Annotated in this window: 21 protein-coding genes, 1 tRNA gene and 1 pseudogene; 22 read left to right on the forward strand and 1 reads right to left on the reverse strand. The window is 71.0% G+C overall.

What is annotated here, in order from left to right; translation table 11 throughout:
* Nucleotides 1-62: 62 nt before the first annotated feature.
* Nucleotides 63-335 (forward strand): polyhydroxyalkanoic acid system family protein, encoded by a 273-nt coding sequence (locus tag QFW81_RS06985; RefSeq protein WP_280577953.1) that lies wholly within the window; start codon nucleotides 63-65, stop codon nucleotides 333-335.
* Here the strand turns inward: QFW81_RS06985 and QFW81_RS06990 are convergent.
* Nucleotides 332-1,048 (reverse strand): DUF8198 family protein, encoded by a 717-nt coding sequence (locus tag QFW81_RS06990; protein WP_280577954.1) that lies wholly within the window; start codon nucleotides 1,046-1,048, stop codon nucleotides 332-334. The genes QFW81_RS06985 and QFW81_RS06990 overlap by 4 nt on opposite strands.
* A 281-nt stretch (nucleotides 1,049-1,329) precedes the next feature.
* On the opposite strand from QFW81_RS06990, the gene QFW81_RS06995 reads away from it, so the two are divergent.
* The 21 genes and pseudogenes from QFW81_RS06995 (at nucleotide 1,330) to QFW81_RS07095 (ending at nucleotide 20,257) form a co-directional block, all read left to right on the forward strand.
* On the forward strand, nucleotides 1,330-1,935 hold the full coding sequence (locus tag QFW81_RS06995) for a phasin family protein (protein ID WP_280577955.1): 606 nt from the start codon (nucleotides 1,330-1,332) through the stop codon (nucleotides 1,933-1,935).
* Nucleotides 1,936-2,074: 139 nt separating this feature from the next.
* Nucleotides 2,075-3,142: a restriction endonuclease gene (locus QFW81_RS07000; protein WP_280577956.1), complete on the forward strand. Its 1,068-nt coding sequence runs from the start codon at nucleotides 2,075-2,077 to the stop codon at nucleotides 3,140-3,142.
* Between the two features lie 288 nt (nucleotides 3,143-3,430).
* Entirely contained in the window at nucleotides 3,431-3,688 is a 258-nt protein-coding gene (locus QFW81_RS07005) for an acyl-CoA-binding protein (protein WP_280577957.1), read from the forward strand.
* 18 nt (nucleotides 3,689-3,706) lie between these two features.
* Nucleotides 3,707-4,330 (forward strand): TetR/AcrR family transcriptional regulator, encoded by a 624-nt coding sequence (locus QFW81_RS07010; RefSeq protein ID WP_280577958.1) that lies wholly within the window; start codon nucleotides 3,707-3,709, stop codon nucleotides 4,328-4,330.
* 449 nt (nucleotides 4,331-4,779) lie between these two features.
* Nucleotides 4,780-4,854: transfer RNA gene (locus QFW81_RS07015), tRNA-Val, on the forward strand.
* A 545-nt stretch (nucleotides 4,855-5,399) separates the two neighbouring features.
* Nucleotides 5,400-6,431, forward strand: a complete 1,032-nt coding sequence (locus QFW81_RS07020; protein ID WP_280577960.1) for a sigma 54-interacting transcriptional regulator — start codon at nucleotides 5,400-5,402, stop codon at nucleotides 6,429-6,431.
* A gap of 288 nt (nucleotides 6,432-6,719) precedes the next feature.
* Nucleotides 6,720-7,010, forward strand: coding sequence for a hypothetical protein (locus QFW81_RS07025; protein ID WP_280577962.1), 291 nt, complete (start codon nucleotides 6,720-6,722; stop codon nucleotides 7,008-7,010).
* A 41-nt stretch (nucleotides 7,011-7,051) separates the two neighbouring features.
* Nucleotides 7,052-8,587, forward strand: coding sequence for a phage tail sheath family protein (locus tag QFW81_RS07030; protein ID WP_280577963.1), 1,536 nt, complete (start codon nucleotides 7,052-7,054; stop codon nucleotides 8,585-8,587).
* A 10-nt stretch (nucleotides 8,588-8,597) separates the two neighbouring features.
* Nucleotides 8,598-9,122, forward strand: coding sequence for a phage tail protein (locus tag QFW81_RS07035; RefSeq protein ID WP_280577964.1), 525 nt, complete (start codon nucleotides 8,598-8,600; stop codon nucleotides 9,120-9,122).
* Nucleotides 9,122-9,823, forward strand: a complete 702-nt coding sequence (locus QFW81_RS07040; protein ID WP_280577965.1) for a hypothetical protein — start codon at nucleotides 9,122-9,124, stop codon at nucleotides 9,821-9,823. The genes QFW81_RS07035 and QFW81_RS07040 overlap by 1 nt, the downstream gene beginning before the upstream one ends.
* A gap of 6 nt (nucleotides 9,824-9,829) precedes the next feature.
* The gene (locus QFW81_RS07045; protein WP_280577966.1) at nucleotides 9,830-10,534 is read left to right on the forward strand and encodes a hypothetical protein; all 705 of its coding nucleotides are present in this window, start codon (nucleotides 9,830-9,832) and stop codon (nucleotides 10,532-10,534) included.
* Nucleotides 10,531-11,883, forward strand: a complete 1,353-nt coding sequence (locus tag QFW81_RS07050; RefSeq protein WP_280577967.1) for a Pvc16 family protein — start codon at nucleotides 10,531-10,533, stop codon at nucleotides 11,881-11,883. The genes QFW81_RS07045 and QFW81_RS07050 overlap by 4 nt, the downstream gene beginning before the upstream one ends.
* The gene (locus tag QFW81_RS07055; RefSeq protein ID WP_280577968.1) at nucleotides 11,880-13,802 is read left to right on the forward strand and encodes an ATP-binding protein; all 1,923 of its coding nucleotides are present in this window, start codon (nucleotides 11,880-11,882) and stop codon (nucleotides 13,800-13,802) included. The genes QFW81_RS07050 and QFW81_RS07055 overlap by 4 nt, the downstream gene beginning before the upstream one ends.
* Nucleotides 13,803-14,334: 532 nt before the next feature.
* The gene (locus QFW81_RS07060; protein ID WP_280577969.1) at nucleotides 14,335-15,570 is read left to right on the forward strand and encodes an eCIS core domain-containing protein; all 1,236 of its coding nucleotides are present in this window, start codon (nucleotides 14,335-14,337) and stop codon (nucleotides 15,568-15,570) included.
* Nucleotides 15,567-16,232, forward strand: coding sequence for a hypothetical protein (locus tag QFW81_RS07065; RefSeq protein WP_280577971.1), 666 nt, complete (start codon nucleotides 15,567-15,569; stop codon nucleotides 16,230-16,232). Before QFW81_RS07060 ends, QFW81_RS07065 begins: the two co-directional genes overlap by 4 nt.
* 37 nt (nucleotides 16,233-16,269) lie before the next feature.
* Nucleotides 16,270-16,557 (forward strand): annotated as a pseudogene (locus QFW81_RS17730) (eCIS core domain-containing protein); the annotation flags it as partial.
* Between the two features lie 459 nt (nucleotides 16,558-17,016).
* A complete protein-coding gene (locus QFW81_RS07075) occupies nucleotides 17,017-17,946 on the forward strand; it encodes a hypothetical protein (protein WP_280577973.1) in 930 nt (309 codons plus the stop codon).
* Between the two features lie 10 nt (nucleotides 17,947-17,956).
* Entirely contained in the window at nucleotides 17,957-18,301 is a 345-nt protein-coding gene (locus QFW81_RS07080; protein WP_280577975.1) for a Base plate wedge protein 53, read from the forward strand.
* Nucleotides 18,302-19,432 carry a hypothetical protein gene (locus QFW81_RS07085; RefSeq protein ID WP_280577976.1) on the forward strand — a complete coding sequence of 377 codons (1,131 nt, stop codon included), beginning with the start codon at nucleotides 18,302-18,304 and terminating at the stop codon, nucleotides 19,430-19,432.
* Complete coding sequence (locus QFW81_RS07090; RefSeq protein ID WP_280577978.1) at nucleotides 19,429-19,938, forward strand: phage baseplate assembly protein V; 510 nt, start codon at nucleotides 19,429-19,431, stop codon at nucleotides 19,936-19,938. The genes QFW81_RS07085 and QFW81_RS07090 overlap by 4 nt, the downstream gene beginning before the upstream one ends.
* Nucleotides 19,939-19,945: 7 nt before the next feature.
* Nucleotides 19,946-20,257, forward strand: a complete 312-nt coding sequence (locus QFW81_RS07095; protein ID WP_280577979.1) for a hypothetical protein — start codon at nucleotides 19,946-19,948, stop codon at nucleotides 20,255-20,257.
* The last annotated feature ends 4 nt before the right edge of the window (nucleotides 20,258-20,261 follow it).

A 20,261-nucleotide genomic window follows, 5' to 3' on the forward strand; every position in this document is an offset into this window, starting at 1 on the left:
ACGCCTCACGCAGCGCGCCGTGCGTTCCCCCAAAATGGCGTTTTTCCCCGTGAGGCCGCACCATGTCCGCCATCGACATCCGCCACGCCCACGCCCTGCCGATGGACGAAGCGCGCCGGTCCGTGGAACAGGTGGCCGGCACGCTGTCCGAGCGCTTCGGCGTGACCTGTGACTGGCAGGGCGACACCCTGCATTTCGCCCGGTCGGGGGTCGACGGACGGATCGCGCTGGAACCCAACCAGCTGCACGTGACCGCGAGCCTGGGCTTCCTGCTCTCGGCCATGAAGGGACCGATCGAGAGCGAGATCCGCCGGGTGCTGCTGGAAAAGTTCTAGTCCCCGGCCCGGAACGGATCCGGGTCGCCATCGAACAGGCGACGCGAGGCCAGCGCCTCGTCGCGCTCGATCTCGGCCATGAACGCGTCGGCGTCGTCCAGCGCTTCGAATGCGGCGTAGCCGCGCTCGAGGAATCCCTGCAGCTCGCGTAGCCCGGCCAGCCGCGCCGGGCCGCGCGAGAATGCCAGCAGCGCCGCCACCCCCGGCACCTGCAGCGCATTGCCGAAGCCGCGCCCCACCCGTCCGGCCAGCGCGATCTGCCGGCTGCGCCCGGAGCGCTGGCCCACGACGCGGTAGGCCTCGCCGTAGAGCGCCGCATCGAGCCGCCGCCGCCGTGGCGCCAGTGCGCCCAGCGTCTCGGCCATGTCCAGATCCAGTGCCTGGGTGAGTGCACCCAGCTCGATCGCATCGGCCACGGTGGCCAGCAGCGTCTTCGGCAGCAGGCGCCGCATCATCGGGATCACGCGCGCGATGTCGGCGTCGCGACGGGTGAAGTCACGGTCGCCATAGACGTCGCCCAGGAAGAACTCCGCCGCCGGCGCGCGCCGCGGATCGTGCAGGAAATGACGGAAGCTGCGTTCCAGGCGACCGGCCTGCCAGCGGCGCAATTCGGGCAGCCACCGCAACGCGCTGCGCGGCTCGCGGGCGGGATCGTGCAGGGCCTGGTGGCGGGCCAGCTGGCGGCCGAGCCGGTCCATCTCGTCCGACGTCATGGGGCCATCCTGCGGGCGGCACGGCCCCGGGGCAAGCCTCCGGGCGGCGCGTGCGCGAGGCATCGCTGACGGAGGCCGCCCGTGGCGAGTCCGGTCCGCCGCAGCCGCCTCCGGTGCGCGCCAAGGGGCCAGCGCGCCGCGCGCATCGACGATGTGGCCACCTGCCGGCTCAGGCGCAGCACCCGCCGCGGCGCCGTCGCACGCGCTCGACGACCGGCGTGGTGTGATTGCTCTAGCGTGCGTCGCCACGCTCGATCCCACCTTCCCGCACCGGAGCACCCATGGCCAGGTCCAAGCAGTCCGCGAAACGTCCGTCGTCGTCGCGCAGGCCCGACGCTCAGGCCGAGCACCTGTCGAAGTCGCTGAGCGAATCGGCGCAGCAGATCTGGCTCGCCGGCGTCGGCGCCTTCGGTCGCGCCCAGGCCGAGGGCACCCGGCTGTTCGAAGGCCTGGTGAAGGAAGGCGCGAGCCTGGAAACCACCGCGCGCCGCTTCGCCGGCCATCGCGACGTGATGCGCGACGCGGTGGAGACCCGCGTCGGCCAGGCGCGTGAACACGCGGTCGATACCTGGGACCGGCTCGAGAAAGCCTTCGAGACACGCGTGCACAAGACGCTGGTCGCGCTCGGGGTGCCCGGCCGCGACGACCTGCACGCGCTGTCGCAGCGCGTGGACGAACTCACCGCCGAACTGCGTCGCCAGCGCGGCGGCGGCGCAGCGAAAAAGGCGGCACCGTCCTCGCGGGCGACCGGCGCCTCGCGTCCGGCGAAGAAGGCCACACCGGGCGCCTCGCCCGCCACCGCGCGCCCGGCGGCTGCGGCCGCGACCGCGAAGCGGGCGCCGCGCAAGACCGCTCCGCGCAAGCCCACATCGCCCCGCACGCGCTGAGCGGCCGCACGGCGGACACCGGGGGCCGCGACCACCTGACGGTCGCGCAGGGCGGCAGCGGGGCCCGGTGCGCGGGCAACGCACCATACGCCGACGGCGATTCCGCTATGCTTTGCCGCCTTCCGCACCCTGGTTTCCGATGTCGAACTGGCTCATCGCGATCGGCGTGACGTTGCTGATCGGCGGCGTTGCGACGTTCTATTTCCGCACCGTGCAGCTGCGTCGCGACGAGACGCGCGCCGGCATCACCGCCCTGTCCGGGGTCTCCTGGCGCTCGTTCATCCATATGGTCCTCGATGCGCTGGCGCGTCGCGGCTTCACGCGCCTGGTCGACAGCCAGAACGCCGCCGACGACACCGACTACGTGCTCGAACGCAACGGGGAACACTGGCTGCTCTCGTGCAAGCACGGCAGCGCGTTCGTGCTCGGCCGCCTGACGGTGAACGAGCTGGCACGCGCGATCGGCGTCAAGGGCGCGGCCGGCGGCTTCCTGCTGACCCAGGGACGGATCACCGAGGATGCGCGCCCGGTGGCGGCGTTGCAGCGGATCGAGCTGCTCGACGGCCCGACGCTGTGGCCGCAGCTGCGTGATTTCCTCCCCGCCGAGCAGCTGGCCGCCATCCGCGCGCGCGCCTCCCAGCTTGCCCGCCAGCGGGTGCTGGCCTCCTGGTTGTTCGCGCTGCTGGCCGGGATCGCGATCTGGCTGGCGCTGCCGGAGCCATCGCCAGTGTCATCGGCCGCGTCCGCCATCATGTCGCCGGGTACCCCGGCTGAAGCGCCAGCGCCGCCGGAGCAGGTCGCCGCGCAGGACCGGGCCGATGCCGCATCGCGCTCGCCGGCAGAGGTGTCCGAGCGGCGGGATCCCGCGGCGACCGCGGAGCCGGTGCCCGCCACGTCCCCGGCCGCCGCCTCTCCCTCCGCCACCGTTGCACCCGGGGTTGCGGACGTACCTGCCGGATCGCTCCCGATCGAGCGCCAGCGCGCCGATGTCGCCGCGGCCATTTCCACCCTGCCGGACGTCGACCGGGCGGTTTGGTCCAGCGAATCGACCCTCCAGGTCATCCTGTCGACGATCGACGGCGACGCATTCACCCGCATTTGCCCGCTGATCGAGCGCTACGACGAGCTCGCCTCGTCGCGCATCCAGCTCACGCCGCCGCCGGACAGCGGCCGCAGCGTGCGCTTCCGGCAGTGCCGCTCGTACTAGCGCGACCGGCCCCCTCTCCCGTGCGGGCGCGCGGTGCGCGCGCATGATCCGGCGCGGCGGTCGACGCAGTCGAGCCGCGCCGTGCGCTCGAAGTCGCGCGAGCGGGGGTCACCGGATCGAGCGGGCGCCGGATCGGGCGTCCGTGTCGCACACGGACCTGTGCCCGGACAGGACCGGCATGATGGCCACGCGCACGACGTTGCGGGAGCGCGGCGGCGCGACGATGCACGCGTGTTGACCGCTCCGGGACCGCGTGCTGTCATGGAGCCGCACCCGAGGGAGGCGCGCATGGCCAGGTCCGCGATGACGTTCGAACAGGCCGCCGAAGACGTGCAGTCGCTCCCCGAGCGGCCCGACAACGACACCCTGCTGCGCCTGTACGCGCTCTACAAGCAGGGCTCGGAGGGCGACGTGCGCGGCGACAAGCCGGGCTTCTTCGACTTCGTCGGCACCGCAAAATACGAGGCGTGGAGCAAGCTCAAGGGCATGCCGCGCGACATCGCGCAACAGGAATACATCGACCTGGTCGCGCGCCTCAAGGGCTGAGCGCGCCGGAAGTCCGCCATGGCCCGCGACACGCGCCAGCGCATCCTCGACTGCGCACTCGGGATGTTCAACGCGCAGGGCGAGCCCACCGTCACCACCAACCACATCGCCGACGGGCTGGAGATCAGTCCCGGCAACCTGTACTACCACTTCCGCAACAAGGACGACATCATCGAACACCTGTTCGCGCGCTATGAATCGCGCATGGACGAGGTGCTCGCCCCGCCCGACCGCCTGCCCGGGCTCGAGGACATCTGGCTCCAGCTGCACCTGGTGTTCGAGTGCATCTGGGACTACCGCTTCCTCTACCGCGACCTGCTCGAGATCCTCAGCCGCAACCGGCGTCTGCGCATCCGCTTCGCGCGCCTGCTCAGGCGTGCCGACGATCGCACCCACGCGGTGATGCGCGGACTGTCCCGGGCCGAGGTGATCCGGGCGACGCCGGCGGAGATCGACGCCGCCGCCACCAGCCTGCTGGTGCTGGCCACCTTCTGGCTCAACTACGCCGCGATCCGCGGCGACCGCGACGAGCACAAGGCGATCCGCGACGGCATCGTGCAGGTGATGATGCTGATCGCGCCGTTCCTGCGCGATGCCGAACGCGTACACCTGAACCAGCTGATCCGCGCCTATACCGACTGACCCGGAGGCGGCGCGAACCGGGCCGCCTGGTGCGGGGTTCGCCTCGATTCCCCTGCATCCGCCTGCCCAGGCGACGCGCTGGCGCAGGCGTAGCCCTCTCCGCAGGCGCGATCCCGGACCCGCTTCCCGAATGCGCCCGCTCGAATCCGGGCGCCGGGCGGCCAGCTGCGCTGATCGGCACAGCCGGTGGGTCCCCCCAAGGCCTCGGCCCAGGCGCCATGGCCGGGCGCCGACGTCCGCCGATGCCATGGAGCGACGGGCGCACGGTATGTGCGGGACAGGGCTCGAGCATCATTGACCACCCGTGCGCCGTCCGCGCGGGAAGTCAGGCGGTCGCTCCTCGGGCTTGCCGCCCCACGGCCGCGCACGTAGAATTCGCGTCCCGTTTCCGCCCCGCGCTCGCAGCGCTGCGGAAACGCCGCCAACCCGGCCTCCCGGGTGGGGCGACCGGGCGGTTAGCTCAGCGGTAGAGCATTGCCTTCACACGGCAAGGGTCGCAGGTTCGAACCCTGCACCGCCCACCATCTCTGCGTTTCCCCTGCGGGACAGGAACAGCCGGCGCATGCCGGCTTTTGCTTGTCTGGTACAGCGACAGGTGGTGTGCCGCCCGGAGCCGGGCAAGCGTCGCGATGCATCGACAAGCCGGGGCCACGTGGCGATGGGTCCGTCCAGCTCCGCGGGCGCGCATGTCACCCGGCCCCGCCGAATCACGACGTCCTCCGGCCAGGGTGGTGGCATAACGCGTCGGCCATCACATATCCGCATCGTCGGCTCGGACTTCCGCCGAACGGGGGCGCCGCCATGTCCGTCCGCGTGCGGGGTTGCCGTTCTCTTCCACCGAACACGCATGGCATGCGGCCGACACCGGAAATGGCGCGCACCACGCGCTCTGCGAAACGGCGGCGATGCGGCGGTGCGGTCATGGGCCGTGGGCCGCATGCGTGGCCGCCGGATGCCATTCGGTTCGACAACTCGACACAGGGGATACACCGCGCAGCAAGCGCAGGCCTGCTCGCGATTCGCGGGCGGCACGCGCCCTCGCGGCACGCGTGCGCCATGCGGAGGATGCATGAAGCCGGAGCCCCCACCCCTGTCCGAGTCCGCTGGATGCCATCGCGACCGCGCCACCGGCGCCGACCGGCCACCGCAGGGCCTGCTGGGCGCATCGGCCGCGTTCGAGCGTCTGGTGGCGGACATCCGCCTGCTGGCGCGCACCGATGCGCCGGCGCTGATCGATGGTGAAACCGGCTCCGGCAAGGAACTCGCGGCCCGCGCCATCCACTACCTGGGCCAACGCGGCAGCCGCCCGTTCGTACCGGTGAACTGCGGGGCGATCCCGGAGGCGCTGTTCGAGTCGGAACTGTTCGGCCACATCCGCGGCGCCTTCACCGACGCGCGTACGCCGCGCACCGGCCTGGTGTCCCATGCCGAAGGCGGCACCCTGTTCCTGGACGAGATCGACACCCTGCCGCCAAAGGGGCAGGTGGTGCTGCTGCGCTTCCTGCAGGACCGGCGCTACCGGGTGCTCGGGCAGTCGCAGGAAACCGTGTCCGACGCGCGCATCCTGGCCGCCAGCAACCGCTGCCTCGAGGACGAGGCGGCAGCCGGACGCTTCCGCAGCGACCTGCTCTACCGGCTCAACATCCTGCGGCTGCGTGTTCCGCCGCTGCGCGACCGCGGCGACGACGTGCCGCTGCTGTGCCGCCACTTCGCACGCATCTACGCGAACCGCTACGACCTGCCCTGCCCCGAATTCCCGCCGCAGGCGCTGGCGCGGCTGCAGGCCCGGGCCTGGCCCGGCAACGTGCGCGAACTTGAGAGCGCGGTACACCGGATGGTGCTGCAGGGGGTGACGGAGCAGTCCGAGGTGTATGGCCCAGATTCCGCAGCGGACACGTCGGCAGGCCCGGGACCCGCGAGCTTCAGAGACGCCAAGGCCGAGGCGATCGCCTCGTTCGAGCGTCGTTACCTGTGCAACGTGATGGCACATACCGGCGGCAACGTCAGCGCCGCGGCGCGACTCGCACAGACCGACCGCCGCGCACTCGGACGCCTGCTGAAGAAGCATGGCGTCGACTGCGATCGCTACCGCAACGGCTGAGACGGAAGGCAGCGCATGGACCGCGCCTCCCCAGCACGACACGATGCCTCGCGCCAGGGTGCGACGGTCCTGTCGCATGGGTGGGGCGGCGATGTCCCACCCGCTGCGCACGCGCGCCATCCCGCACCACGCCGCGTGTCCGGGTGGCGATCCGCCCGGCGCAGCTGCGATGCCGGGCACCCATGCCGCCGCCCGACCCTGGCGCAACCCGTTGATCCGGAACGGCAGCACACGCTGGCACGCGGCTTGCGCCCGAACACGCCGGGCACGTCATCGATGGATCGGGCCATGTCGGGCGGCGAACGCGGACGCACTCGGGACCTGCAGCGCGCATTGCGCGGTTACCTGCTGCGGCATCCGGGCGCGGCCGACGGCATCGCCGGCATCCGCCTGTGGTGGTTGCCCGCGCACCTGCAGGGCGTGAGCGACCGCGAACTGCGCGGCGCGCTCGAGCACCTCGTCAGGGACCACGCGATGCAGCGCACCGCCCTGGTCGACGGGGGCGAGCTCTACGCCTCGCTCGCCGCCGGCGAGCCCCGTGTCCATCACCCACCTCCGTCCCGTGCTACCCGCCACTGAAGCCCGTCGATCCCGCACCACCGCGTCCCAGGAGCAGTTCCATGCCACAACCCCTCACCTATCCCGGCGTCTACATCGAGGAAGTCGCCAGCGGCGTGCGCACGATCACCGGCGTGGCCACCTCGATCGCGCTGTTCATCGGCTGGGCCGCGCGTGGCCCGGTGGACCGCGCCGTGCGCATCACCTCGTTCGCCGATTACGAGCGCCGCTTCGGCGGTCTCGACCAGCGCACCCTGCTCGGCTATTCGGTACGCCAGTTCTTCGACAACGGCGGCGGCGACGCCTACGTGCTGCGCCTGGCCGCGAGTGGCCTGGAGGATGAAGAAGAGGCCGGCCTCAACGCCGATACCGCGGAAGGCACCGCCGAAGGCCTGACCGTCCTCGCCAGTTCGCCCGGCGAATGGGCCAACGATGTCCGCGTGCGCGTCACCCGCCGACCCGCGGACGACGAGACCGATCCCGCCGATCCCACCGCCCAGCGCTTCAAGCTCGAGGTGATCGACCACGCCACCGAGGACCGGGTGGTCGAGGTGTTCGAGAACCTGTCGATGGACCCCGCCGACGCGCGCTACGCCGAGGACGTGGTCAACGGACGGTCGCTGTTCGTCACGCTCCAGGCCGACGGCAGCCCGCCGGAAGATGCCGCGATGATCGAACTCGACGGCGGCGCCGACGGCGTGGCCTGGACTGCGGCGGACGGAGAGTTCCACACCGCGCTGCTCGCCAGCTTCGGCATCGGCACACCCACCGACCGCATCGACCTGTTCAACCTGGTCTGCGTGCCGGGACTGACCGACGACGCGACGATCCAGAGCCTGCAGGGCCGCTGCCGCGAGCGCCGGGCGTTCCTGATCGTCGATGCACCCGAAGGCGAGACGGTCGGGAACATGATGACCGACGGGCTCGACGGCCTCACCGGCGCAGACGCCAACTACTCGGCGCTGTACTACCCCTGGGTGCGTGCACCCGATCCGCTCAAGCAGGGCGCGCCACGCGCGTTCCCGCCCTGCGGGTTCGTCGCCGGCGTGTACGCGCGCACGGATGCCAGCCGCGGCGTGTGGAAGGCGCCGGCCGGGATCGACGCCGGCATCAACGGCGCCTCGGCGCTGGAAGTGGCGATGAGCGATGCCGAGAACGGCCAGCTCAACCCGCAGGGCATCAACTGCCTGCGCGCGCTGCCGGTGTACGGCTCGGTGGTGTGGGGCGCGCGCACCCTGCACGGCCACAACGACCGCGCCTCCGAATGGAAGTACGTGCCGGTACGGCGGATGGCGCTGTTTCTCGAGGAGAGCCTCTACCGCGGCACGCAGTGGGTGGTGTTCGAGCCGAACGACGAACCGCTGTGGGCGCAGATCCGGCTCAACATCGGCGCGTTCCTGCAGAACCTGTTCCGCCAGGGCGCGTTCCAGGGACGCACGCCGCGCGAGGCCTATTTCGTCAAGTGCGACCGCGAAACCACGACCCAGACCGACATCAACATGGGCATCGTCAACATCCACGTCGGCTTCGCGCCGCTGAAGCCGGCCGAGTTCGTGGTCATCCGGGTGCAGCAGATCGCCGGCGACATCCCAGTCTGAGGAGCGGACCATGGCACAGTTTTCCGTCAACCCCACGCGCTTCGATCCCTACAAGAACTTCAAGTTCCGGCTGAAGTGGGACGGGCGCTACGTCGCCGGCATCAGCAAGTGCTCGGCGCTCAAACGCAGCACCGAGGTGGTCGAGCACCGCGAGGGCGGCGACCCGAGCACCTCGCGCAAGTCGCCCGGGCGCAGCAAGTACGAACCGCTCACGCTCGAGCGCGGCGTGACCCACGATCCCGAGTTCGAGAAGTGGGCCAACAAGATCTGGAACTACGGCTCCGGGCTCGGTGCCGAAGTCTCGCTGCGCGACTTCCGCAAGGACCTGATCCTCGAGGTCTACAACGAGGCCGGCCAGCTGGTGCTCGCCTATCGCATCTACCGCTGCTGGGTGTCGGAGTACCAGGCGCTGCCGGACCTGGACGCGAACGCGAACGCAGTAGCGATCCAGACCCTGAAGCTCGAGAACGAGGGCTGGGAACGCGACTACGAGGTCGCCGAGCCGTCCGAGCCCGTGTTCAGCGAGCCGGCGTGATGGCGCAGGACGCGCAGCTACTGGCGCTGTGGGAAGCGGGCGTCGGCACGCGCGGCGCGCCGCGCGAGCGCTCGCTGCTCGGCCAGGCGCCGCGCTCGCTGGCCGAGCGCAACCGGCTGGCCCTGCAGCGGTATGCGGACCTGTTCGGCGCGGCTGCCGAGCTGATCGGGCGCTGTGCGCACTGCGGCACCGCGGTCGAGTTCGCCATCGACGCGCGCCACTGCGCCGAGGCGCTGCCGCCGCCCGGCGTGCACGCAGGAAACGGCGGCGAAGGCGAGCCCCACTGGCATGCACTCGACGCGCGCGACGACGCCCCCCGCTTCCGCCTGCCGACCCCCGACGACCTGCATGCCCTCGACGGCGTGGACGACACGGAGGTGTTCGCCGACGCCCTGCTGGCGCGCTGCGTGCAGGGCGAACTCCCGGCCACGGCCGAGGCGCGCGAAGCGATCGGCGCGCGGATGCAGGCGTTGATGCCCGGCGCGGCCCTGGATTTCTCGCTGCAATGCCCGGACTGCCGGCATGTCTGGGATGCGCCGCTGGATCCGGTGGACCTGCTGTGGCGCGTGCTGCGTGCCCAGGCCGAGCGACTGCTGGCGGACGTGGCGCTGATCGCGCAACGGTTCGGCTGGTCCGAGCGCGACATCCTCGCGCTGGGTCCCGTGCGGCGCGCCGCATACCTGCAACTGGCGGGAGGCTGACCCGACATGTCCGGGTTCCTACGCCGGCTTTCGCCACGGCATGCGGATGCGTTGCGCCCCGCCGCACCGCTGCGCGCGCTTGCGTCCGGACCGGCAGAGCCCGCGATCCAGGCGCGGGAGGGCCTTGCCGAGGCCAGTCTTGTGGATGTCGCGAACCACATTCCTGCGCACACCGCGGACATCGCGACATCGGCGCGCGCCGCCTCGACGAACGACCCCGCGCGCACTACGGCCACCGCTCCGGCGCATTACACGCCCGAGGCACCGGGACCGTCCGCCGCCGCGACATCCCGTCCGATGGCCCAACCCCTGCAACCCGCACCGGCACGGCCCGATGCCCCCGGGTTTGATGCCCCCGTGAACGAGGCCCTCGAACGACCGGGCTTCGACGCGCATGGCCAAGCGACGCCGCCTGCGCCATCGACGCCGATGGTATTGTCACGCACGCCCGAGCCGGCCTCGCGCGCATCGCTGCCATCCCCGATCGATGTCCGTCCGCCGCTGCATGCGTCGCCTCCGCTGTCTGCGAGCACCGTCGCCCGGCTAGACACCGCGGCCACCACGTCGGCGCCGCCCACCATCCACCTCCATATCGACCGCATCGAAGTGCGCGCAGCCGCCCGGCCCGCGAGTCCGGCGCCCGTTCGACCACGCGCCGTGCCCGAGCCGCAGAGCCTGCACGATTACCTGCACGGGACGCGGCGCGGATGAGCTCGCCGCTCGCCCTCGGTGCGGTCAGCGCGGTCCTGCGCAACCTGCTCGACGACGCGATGATCACCAGCGTCGCGCCCGCGCTCGGCACCACCATCACTGTCACCGCGGTCGCGCCCGACACCATCGACCTCGACGACGAGCAGATGGCGCCGCGGCTCAACCTCTTCCTGCACCAGGTCACGCACAACACCGGCTGGCGCAACGCCGCCCTGCCCTCGCGCAATGGCGCGGGCGAGCGCACGACCAACGGCCCGCTGGCGCTGGACCTGCACTACCTGGTCACCGCCTACGGCCGCGCCGATTTCCAGGCCGAGATCCTGCTCGGACATGCGATGCACGTGCTGCACGAGCGCCCCTGGCTGGACCGCGCCTCGATCCGCGATGCGCTGTCGCCCGGCCCGCTCGACCTCGGCATGTTCCCGCCGCAGGTCCAGGCCCTGTCGCAATCCGACCTTGCCGACCAGGTCGAGGCGATCAAGATCACGCCCGCCGCGCTCGGCATCGACGAGATGAGCAAGCTGTGGTCGGCGATCCAGACCCATTACCGGCCTTCCGCCGCCTACCAGGTGTCGGTGGTGCTGATCGAGGGCACGCGCCCGGGTGTGTCGCCGCTGCCGGTGCTCTCGCGTGGTCGCGTCGATCCCGCCACCCAGCGCGATGCCGGCGTGCGGGTGAACCCGGACCTGCTGCCGTCGGTGCCGACCCTGTTGCAGGCCGTGCCGCCGGACATGCAGAAGACCGCGCGGCTCGGCGACGCCCTCGAGGTCTCGGGCATCCGCCTGGCCGGGACGGATCCGCGCGTGCGCCTGCGCCACCGCCTGCGCGAGGCGCCACTGGAACTGCCGGCCGCACTCGACGCAGACGGCCGCGGCCTGCAGTTCGTGCTGCCCGCTGATGCCGCCGCGCAGGCCGGGTTGCCTGCGGGCGCCTGGCAGCTCAGCCTGGTGCTGACGCCCGCCGGCGAAAGCGAGCCTCGCGAGAGCAACGCCATCCCGCTGCTGCTGGGCGCGCGCCCGATGATCGACGCCAGCGGCGCACCGCTGGACCTGCCGGCGATCACGATCGTGCGCAGTGCCGATCCTGCGCGAGTGCGCGTGACCCTCGCCACGCAGCCGCAGGTGCGCCCGCAGCAGCAGGCCGTGCTGATGCTCGGCACGCGCCAGTGCAACGCCAATCCACGCACCGCGGCGGGCGATGCGCTGGTGTTCGACTTCCCGGCCACGCTGGCGGCGGGCGACCACTACCTGCGCCTGCGCGTGGATGGCGTCGACAGCGAACTGGTGCTGCAGGCGCCGGACCAGGCACCGGTCTTCGATCCCGACCTGCTGGTAACGGTGCCGCCATGACCGTGGCCCACGCCGCCGACGCTACCGTGGCCTGGACCGAGCGCAACCAGCGCTGGCTGGTGTCGCACTTCGCCGCACTGCGCGAACGCATCGCCGGCGGGAGCGGATCGCCGCTCGACGAGGCGCCCGAAGACGACGAGCCCGGCTTCGTCCCGGCGCTGCAACGCTGCGCCGAACTCTTCGGCCTGAGCCGTTTCGAGCGCGGAGTGCTGCTGCTGTGCGCCGGGGTGGCGCTGGACGCGGGCCTGGCCGAAGCGGTGGCGCGCGCGGGCGGCCATGCGCAGGGACGCCCGACCTTCCCGCTCGCCATGTCGCTGCTGCCGGCACCGCACTGGGACGCGCTGTCGCCGCAGGCGCCGCTGCGCCACTGGCAGCTGCTGCACCCCGATGGCGCCCTGCCGACCGAGGCGGGCCTGCGCATCGACGAACGCATGCTGCACTACCTGTCGGGCGTCGCCGCGATCGACGAGCGCCTGGACGGGATGGTAGAACCGCTGGCGCCCCCTGCCGCCGGCTCCGTACCTGCGACCTGGATCGCGCAGGTGCTCGACGCGTTCGCGCACGGCGGCGACTGCGTGCAGTTGCAGCGCACCGGACATGCGCCGGGGCGCGACGAGGTGATGCAACTGCTCGCCGCCACCGGGCGCCAGGCCCTGTGGGTGCGCGACCTGCCTGAGGATCCCGCCGCGCTGGCGCCGACGCTGCGGCTGGTCGATCGCGAGGCCGCACTGGCCTCCGCACTGGTCGTGCTCGACCTGCGCGCCCAGCCGGCGCGCCTCGATCGCACCCTGTCCGCGCTGCGCAGCCCGGTGCTGCTGCTCGCGTCCGCCGACGCCGACCTCGCCACCAGCGACGTGCGCGTGCGCAGCGTGTGGCTGCCCGCGGCCACGCCTGCGTCGCGCGCCACGGACCTGGCCCTGCGCGCGCAACGCGCCGGCGCTGCCTTGCCGCTCGAAACGCTGGAAGCCGCGGTGGCCGAGGCCAGCGAGCAGTTCGCACCCGGGTCGAACCGTGCCCTCGACGATGCGGCGCGCGCGATCGGCGATGCCGGGGACGCCGACGATGCCCGCCGCCGCGCCTGGGCCGCCCTGCGCGAACACAGTCGAGAAGGCCTGGACCGCCTGGCGCAGCGGATCGAGTCGACCACGACCCTCGACGACCTGGTGCTGCCGCCGGCACAGGCCGGCCTGCTCGCGGACATCGGCCGCCAGCTGCAGCAGCGCCGCCGGGTCTATCGGGACTGGGGCTTCGCCGGCAAGGGCGCACGCGGACTCGGCATCACCGCGCTGTTCACCGGCGAGAGCGGCACCGGCAAGACCATGGCCGCCGAGGCGATCGCCAACGCCGCCGGCCTCGACCTCTACCGCATCGATCTCGCTGGCACGGTCAGCAAGTACATCGGCGAGACCGAGAAGAACCTGCGGCGCATCTTCGACGCCGCCGAAGCCAGCGGCGCCGTGCTGCTGTTCGACGAGGCCGATGCGCTGTTCGGCAAGCGCAGCGAGGTCAAGGACAGCCACGACCGCTACGCCAACATCGAGACCGCCTACCTGCTGCAGCGGATCGAGGCCTACCGCGGCCTGGCGATCCTCACCACCAACATGAAGGGCGCGATCGACAAGGCGTTCCTGCGCCGGATCCGGTTCGTGGTGCAGTTCCCGTTCCCGGACGAGGCCGCGCGCATCGAATTGTGGCGTCGCCAGTTCCCGGCGCAGGCGCCGCTGCACGACGACATCCGCTGGCCGTCGCTGGCGCGCCTGCCGCTGGCCGGCGGCAACATCCGCGCGGTCGCGCTCAACGCCGCCTTCCTCGCCGCGCACGAGGATGGCCCGATCGCGCAACGCCACCTCGCCGCCGCCGCGCATGCCGAGCTCGCCAAGCTCGAGCGCAGCGCGGGCGTGCGCGGAGGCGCGGCATGAGCGGCGGTCGCGTATCCGACGCGACAGGCGTACACCTGCATGTTCGCCGGCTGGTTATTGACGCAGCAGTACTTGGCGGCGGTGGAATACCTCACGATCTCGAAACAGCGCTCCTGCGAGCAATCTCGCCGCGGCTCCAAGAGGAGTCAGTCCCCTCGGACCTGGCTGCCGGCTGGATCGGCAGCCTTGCCGATGCACTGGCCGATCAGCTGAACGCGTCTCATGGAGAAGACCGATGACGGAATCGCGAATCCACGCACCTGGCGCCGACCCGGCTCATGCGCAAGCGAGAGTCCAGCGATCCTGCAAGTGCGGTGACTGCGAGTCTTGCCGAAAAAAGAAGAAACATGCGCCCGTTTCCCAAGGCCGCATTTCAATAGGGCCCCCGGGCGATCGTTACGAACGCGAAGCAGACCGGGCCGCGGATCAGGTGCTGACCCGACCCCACGCGCGGAACGCTGGCCCTCTGTCGGTCCAGCGCGTGGGGTCCGCCGGAACCTCGGTCGGCATCGCGCCGGCATCCGTCGAGCAGATGATCAACACGTCCGGAGAGCCGCTGGATACGCAGACTCGCCAATTCTTCGAGCCGCGGTTCGGGCATGATTTCAGCCACGTTCGGATCCACCGCGATGCGGCTGCGGCGCAGTCGGCGGCCAGCGTTTCAGCGCTGGCGTATACCGTCGGCCACCATATCGTCTTCGGAAGCGGCCGCTACCGCCCCGAAGCACACTCCGGTCGCTCTCTTCTCGCCCACGAACTGACGCACGTTCTGCAGCAAGGGGGCACCGTACAGCGTGCGGCAGCCTCCTCCGAGACTGACGACGTTGATGCTGGTACCCGTCCAGCCCTCCGTGTGCAACGCGCCGCAAGCGAACTGCATGGCATGGAACGCACGGGCCAGTTCCCAGACCCAATCTCCGAGAATATGCGCACGCGCCGCGGCGGAACACTGTCTTATCGCGACTCGATGAACCTGCTGGCGGAGGTCGAACTGCAAGAGCGGATGGAGGCCGAAGCCGAAGCGGCGGAGGAAGCGTGCCGCCAGCGAACGCCGCCGGACCCGGTGGAATGCAATCCGGACCGCGATCTGGAGTGGAGCGACTTTGCAGCCTCGGCGCCAGGTCGTTCGCGGTTCGGAGCGATGACCGCCTTCGACCTCCGCGAACGACCCGTCAATGCGGCGGATCACGCCTGTGCGCGCGGCGGCTCCACTCTGCCGCGGCGCGGGATACAGGCCCAATTCGACCCGGCACGATCCTGGGTCAAGGCCCGCTACGCGCAGGCTGCAGACGTCGCGCACAATGGTTGCACTCGTTCGATTCAAGATTGCGAGGCAACCTTCGCGGGGCTCGGACCCGGCCAGACGGGAACCTACGCGCTGAACCCCGGCGGCGGCTGCGCGGCGGCGGTTGCGCCGGCAGGACATCCAGCTACCAACCGATCAGAATGCACTACCGTTGTGGGGGCCGACTGCACAACGACGGCGGTTGCGGAGTCCGCGCGACTGCTCAATCACGAGCGCTGGCACTTCAAGCTTGCCTGCGAAATCGCAAGCAAAGCCAATGCGATGCTCGCGACAACGCCGGACTTCGATGCCCTGCTGCGCACCGCGCAGGGAGCCGCCAACAACCAGACACGTCGCTACGACAACCAGACAGGCCACGGCTGTAACGCTGCCCAGCAGGCGAGTTGGGAAGCCGAGATCGCAGCCGGGTTACCGAGCCTCACATTGACCGTGACCCCGGCGCGTCGGAGGCGCCGTCGGTGAGCCTCTCCACGTCCCCCAAGATGATCAAGGGCGGCCTCGTCATCCTGCCGCCCGGCGGCAATGGCGCGCCGACCCGCACGATCGCGTTGCAGTACAACCCGGACACACTCAGCCGCAGCTATCAGGTCCAGGGCGTCGGTGGCGATGGCGGCGCCGAACGCGCGCAGCCCTTCCGGCTGAAGGGTCCAGCGATCGAGACGATCAAGTTCGATGCCGAGATCGACGCGACCGACCGCCTGGAGTTTCCCGACCAGCATGTCGACGTGGTCGAGGCCGGCATCGCGCCGCAACTTGCCGCGCTCGAGGCACTGGTCAATCCGTCGGCCGCCGAGCTGCGCACCCTTGAGTCGCTGGCCTCGTCCGGCGTGCTGGAGATCCTGCCGCCGGAAGCGCCTCTGGTGTTGTTCGTGTGGAGTCGCAACCGGGTGGTGCCTGTACGCGTCACCGAGTTGTCGATCACCGAGGAGGCATTCGACGCGGTGTTGAATCCGATCCGAGCCAAGGTCGGCCTGGGCCTGCGGGTGCTCTCGACCGACGATCTGGGCTTCCGCCATCGCGGCAGCGCGGTGTTCGTGAGCCACCTGCGCAAGCGCGAGTCGCTCGCAGCCAGGTTGGCCTCGTCGACCCTGTCTACGCTGGGTCTGTCGAGCCTGGGCGAATGAGCAGACCTGCGCCCACCACCTGCGGCGGGAGGCGCGCATGAGCGTGCAGCCCGCTATCCAGCGCCGCGTCCCGGCGCCACGGGCCGCGCCCCCACGCGCGCGAACGACCCCCGCGCGCGCGGCCGTGTCCGCTGCCGGATCAAGCACGGGCGCGTTGCCGGCGGACCTGATCGCGGACCTGGAACGCAGGCTGGGATCAAGCTTCGGCAATGTCCGCATCCACGCCAGCGGCGGCCGCTCGCGCGATGTCGCCGATGCTGGCGCCCTGGCGATCACGCGTGGCGACGAGATCGCCTTCGCGCCGGGTCGCTACCGCCCGGACACGCTGCAAGGCCGCGCCTTGATCGCGCACGAACTCACCCACGTCGCACAGCAGCGCAGGGGGGCGCTGGGAAACCACGGCGCCGCGAGCGCACTCGAACGCGAAGCACAGGCCGTCGAGCAACGCATGCTGTCGGCGCAGGCGCCGGCGCTCGTATCCGGTCGCGCACCGATCTCCGAGCAGCGTTCGGACTCGGTCGATATCGCGCGGGCGATGCGCGCATTCGTGTCCGGAGGCATCGAGTCGGTCGCCGACCTGGTCGCATCGCAGTTGGCCCGCGCGGACCCACTTGTACGACAACTCGCCGATCTGCGTGCCGCGGTCCGCGCGCACGCGGGCGAGATCGTGCTTGATGCGCACGTAGTGCAGTCCCTGCAGGCGCTGTACCTGCAACTTCGCGCGGCGGCACCGTCGTGGTTGCCGATCCCCGATGTCCAGTTTCGACCTCGAGGGCAGGCCGCTGTGCCGCTGCTCATCGTCGCCGGCGTGGCGCTGGGCGCCGCGGAGTTGCTGCTGATCCTGGGCATCGTGCTGGTGCTGCTTTGGTGGATCTCGTTGCAGAACCCGGAGATCCGGCGGTCCCAGGAACGTGCCGTGCAGGACCTGATCAACAGCATCCGCGAGCTGATCCTGCCGCGCCGTTCCGACCCGTGGCCGCCGCCGATCATCGACGTGCCGCCGGCGCCCGACGCACCACCGGTGGCAGACGCGCCGCCAGTACCCGACGCCAGGCCGACCCCGGATGCGCCGCCGGCACCAGTCGTGGATACCGTGCCGGACGTCGACACGGCGCCCGACCCGGCGCCGCGCCGGGAGCCCGAGCCCAGGCCGCGTCCGCGTCCACCCACCGATCCGCACCCGGCGCCGCGCTGCCGCTTCCCCACCGGTTTGACTCGCGCCGACCCGATCCCGATGACCTGGCACAAGCCGAGGATCGACAACTTCTATCCGCGTCGGCTGCAGATCGGCACCCACGTCTACGGACGCGACGATCCCGCCAACCCGCGGCACCTGGCACGGGGCGAACCGATCGGCGTGCCCGAGCGCTACTGGCCGCGCATCGGCAAGGTGATGCAACTGGTGCCGGTGGAGCGTGGCCGCGGCGCCGCCGATTACCGCGCCGTGCTGGCGCGCTACGGATTCGACTGGTCCGGACTGCAGGCCGACCACGTCCAGGACATCGAATGGAGCGGACCGGACGACTTCACCAACCTGTGGCCCATGTCGTCTGACGCAAACGGCAGCGCAGGCCCGCGGCAGAACCAGCACCAACGCGTCAGCTACTGCGAGACCCCGGTCGGCCCCGCGGTCACCGGCGAGACGCTGCAGGTGTTCAAGTCCAGGCCCGGCCGCTACGGGCGTTACTTCCGAATTGCCGCGGTAGGCATATGAGACAGCTTCGATGAACGATCCCATCCAGTTGCTGATCGACGCCGGCGCGATCCCCAGCGATCCGTTCGATCCGCTGAGCCGCTACCGCGGCGTGCCGCTGGCGCTGCACGTGCCGGCGCCCGGGGCCGAGCCAATCCCGTACGTGGCGCGGCGCTTCATCCCGCAGCGGCATTCGATCGCGGTCGCGGTGGAGGCGGTGGTGGAAGCGGTGGACCGCCCCGACCTGATCGCCGCGCGCACGCTCGGCAGCCCGCTGTCGTACTGGCGGATCGCCGATGCCAATGCGGTCACCGATCCGTTCGAACTCACCGACGTGCCGGGTGCGCGCGTCGCGATCCCCTCCGGAGGCAGCTGAGTGGACCCGCGCGGCGTCAAGCTCACACTGCTGATGGGGCCGGTGCCGGTGCCGGCGCCGCGCGAGGTGGTCGAGGCGCTGGTCTCGGCCAAGGTCGAGGCCGGCTCAGGCGACGCACAGGGCGGCTTCGAACTCACCTTCGAACTGCCGGCGCGCTCGCCGCTGCGCACACTGTTCCTGGTCAGCGGCGGCGGGGGCGGCGTGCCGCTGATGCGGGTGGTGCTGGTGGTCACGCTCAACGGCGGCGACGAGGTGATCGTCGACGGCATGGCCACCCACGTCGACACCGTGCCCGGCGACGGCGGCGTGGCGAAGCTCGTCGTGCGCGGCAAGGACCTGTCGGCGCTGATGGACGTGATCGAGATCCCCGGCCTGCCGTTCCCGGCGATGCCGCCATCGGCGCGGGTGTTGCTGATCCTTTCGAAGTACGCAGCGCTCGGCGTGATGCCGCTGGTGATCCCGAGCATCGTCGACGAACCGCCGCTGCCCACCGACCGCATCCCCACCCAGCAGGGCTCGGACTACGCCTACATCAAGCGCCTCGCGGCAGAGGCCGGCTACGTGTTCTACCTCGAACCGGGGCCGGCGCCGGGCACCAGCTTCGCCTACTGGGGGCCGGAGATCCGCGTCGGCGAACCGCAGCCGGCGCTGACCACCGGCATGGACGCGATGACCAACGTCGAGCAGATCAGCTTCAACTTCGACCGCGAGCGCAAGAAGATGCCGATCGTCTATTTCCAGGAAGGCAACAGCAAGGTCGGCATTCCCGTGCCGATCCCGGACATCACCCCGCTCAATCCGCCGCTGGGTGCGATCCCGCCGCTGCCGCCGAGGATCGAGAAGCTCACCGACACCGCGCACATGAGCGTCGCCGGCGCACTGGCCAAGGGCCTCGCGTTCGCGGGGCAGAACAGCGATTCGGTATTCGGCACCGGCCAGTTGGACGTCTCGCGCTACGGGCGCCTGCTGAAGTCGCGGCGGCTGGTGGGCGTGCGCGGCGCCGGGTTGCCGTTCGACGGGCTGTACTACGTCAAGAGCGTCAGCCACCAGATCGAGCGCGGCGCCTACAGGCAGAGCTTCTCGCTCGCGCGCAACGGGCTGATCTCCACGGTTCCGGCGGTGCCGGTATGAGCGGCGAGCGCCACTACGGCAAGTTCCGCGGCTCGGTGCGCAACAACATCGATCCGCTGATGAAGGGCCGGCTGATGGTCGAGGTGCCGGATGTCGGCGGCAACCTGCTCAGCAGCTGGGCGATGCCCTGCCTGCCGGTGGCCGGCATGAACATGGGCATGTTCACCGTGCCGCCGATCGGCGCGGGCGTGTGGGTGGAGTTCGAGCGCGGCGATCCGGACTACCCGGTCTGGGTCGGCGGCTTCTATGCCGAGGCCGACGTGCCGGTGATGGCGCGCATGGTGCCGCCGGGCGTCTCGGGCATCACCCTGCAGACGCTTGCCAAGAACGGCATCGTCATCAGCGACGTGCCCGGCCCCACCGGCGGGATCCTGATCCAGACCAGCACCGGCGCGATGATCTCGGTCAGCGACGTCGGCATCGTGATCTCCAACGGCAAGGGCGCCACGATCAACATGACCGGCCCCACCGTCGACATCAACCTCGGCGCGCTGACGGTGGTGTGAGATGCCGATGCCCGTCCTCCACCTCGGCGCCACCGTCCTGTGCATGCACGCGGGCAGCGCGCTGCCGACCATGCCGTTCCCGCGGGTGAGCGTGTCGGCGCAGCCGGTGGTGCAGGTGACCACCCCCTACGTGATCGCCGGCTGCTCGCTTTCGACCTCGTCGGGACCGTTCTGCGCCAGCGGCCAGTGGGTGATCGGCGCCACCCGCGTGCTCGCGGGCGGGCTGCCGCTGGCGATCGTCGGCGGCACCGCGCTGTGCATCGCCACCGGCACCGGGATGCAGGCCGTCGCCAGCCAGACCCGCGTGCTGGCGACCTGAGGAG

It is taken from the genome of Luteimonas kalidii, from assembly GCF_029887935.1.
Taxonomy (GTDB): Bacteria; Pseudomonadota; Gammaproteobacteria; order Xanthomonadales; family Xanthomonadaceae; genus Luteimonas; species Luteimonas kalidii.

Excerpts from the sequence above, each read along its gene's own strand:
- QFW81_RS07045 (WP_280577966.1), top strand. The coding sequence starts at position 9,830 with ATGTCCGGGTTCCTACGCCGGCTTTCGCCACGGCATGCGGATGCGTTG.
- QFW81_RS06990 (WP_280577954.1), bottom strand. The coding sequence starts at position 1,048 with ATGACGTCGGACGAGATGGACCGGCTCGGCCGCCAGCTGGCCCGCCAC.
- QFW81_RS07030 (WP_280577963.1), top strand. The coding sequence starts at position 7,052 with ATGCCACAACCCCTCACCTATCCCGGCGTCTACATCGAGGAAGTCGCC.
- QFW81_RS07080 (WP_280577975.1), top strand. The coding sequence starts at position 17,957 with ATGAACGATCCCATCCAGTTGCTGATCGACGCCGGCGCGATCCCCAGC.
- QFW81_RS07060 (WP_280577969.1), top strand. The coding sequence starts at position 14,335 with ATGATCAACACGTCCGGAGAGCCGCTGGATACGCAGACTCGCCAATTC.
- QFW81_RS07020 (WP_280577960.1), top strand. The coding sequence starts at position 5,400 with ATGAAGCCGGAGCCCCCACCCCTGTCCGAGTCCGCTGGATGCCATCGC.
- QFW81_RS06995 (WP_280577955.1), top strand. The coding sequence starts at position 1,330 with ATGGCCAGGTCCAAGCAGTCCGCGAAACGTCCGTCGTCGTCGCGCAGG.
- QFW81_RS07010 (WP_280577958.1), top strand. The coding sequence starts at position 3,707 with ATGGCCCGCGACACGCGCCAGCGCATCCTCGACTGCGCACTCGGGATG.
- QFW81_RS07095 (WP_280577979.1), top strand. The coding sequence starts at position 19,946 with ATGCCCGTCCTCCACCTCGGCGCCACCGTCCTGTGCATGCACGCGGGC.
- QFW81_RS07005 (WP_280577957.1), top strand. The coding sequence starts at position 3,431 with ATGGCCAGGTCCGCGATGACGTTCGAACAGGCCGCCGAAGACGTGCAG.
- QFW81_RS06985 (WP_280577953.1), top strand. The coding sequence starts at position 63 with ATGTCCGCCATCGACATCCGCCACGCCCACGCCCTGCCGATGGACGAA.
- QFW81_RS07050 (WP_280577967.1), top strand. The coding sequence starts at position 10,531 with ATGAGCTCGCCGCTCGCCCTCGGTGCGGTCAGCGCGGTCCTGCGCAAC.
- QFW81_RS07040 (WP_280577965.1), top strand. The coding sequence starts at position 9,122 with ATGGCGCAGGACGCGCAGCTACTGGCGCTGTGGGAAGCGGGCGTCGGC.
- QFW81_RS07055 (WP_280577968.1), top strand. The coding sequence starts at position 11,880 with ATGACCGTGGCCCACGCCGCCGACGCTACCGTGGCCTGGACCGAGCGC.
- QFW81_RS07090 (WP_280577978.1), top strand. The coding sequence starts at position 19,429 with ATGAGCGGCGAGCGCCACTACGGCAAGTTCCGCGGCTCGGTGCGCAAC.
- QFW81_RS07025 (WP_280577962.1), top strand. The coding sequence starts at position 6,720 with ATGTCGGGCGGCGAACGCGGACGCACTCGGGACCTGCAGCGCGCATTG.
- QFW81_RS07035 (WP_280577964.1), top strand. The coding sequence starts at position 8,598 with ATGGCACAGTTTTCCGTCAACCCCACGCGCTTCGATCCCTACAAGAAC.
- QFW81_RS07000 (WP_280577956.1), top strand. The coding sequence starts at position 2,075 with ATGTCGAACTGGCTCATCGCGATCGGCGTGACGTTGCTGATCGGCGGC.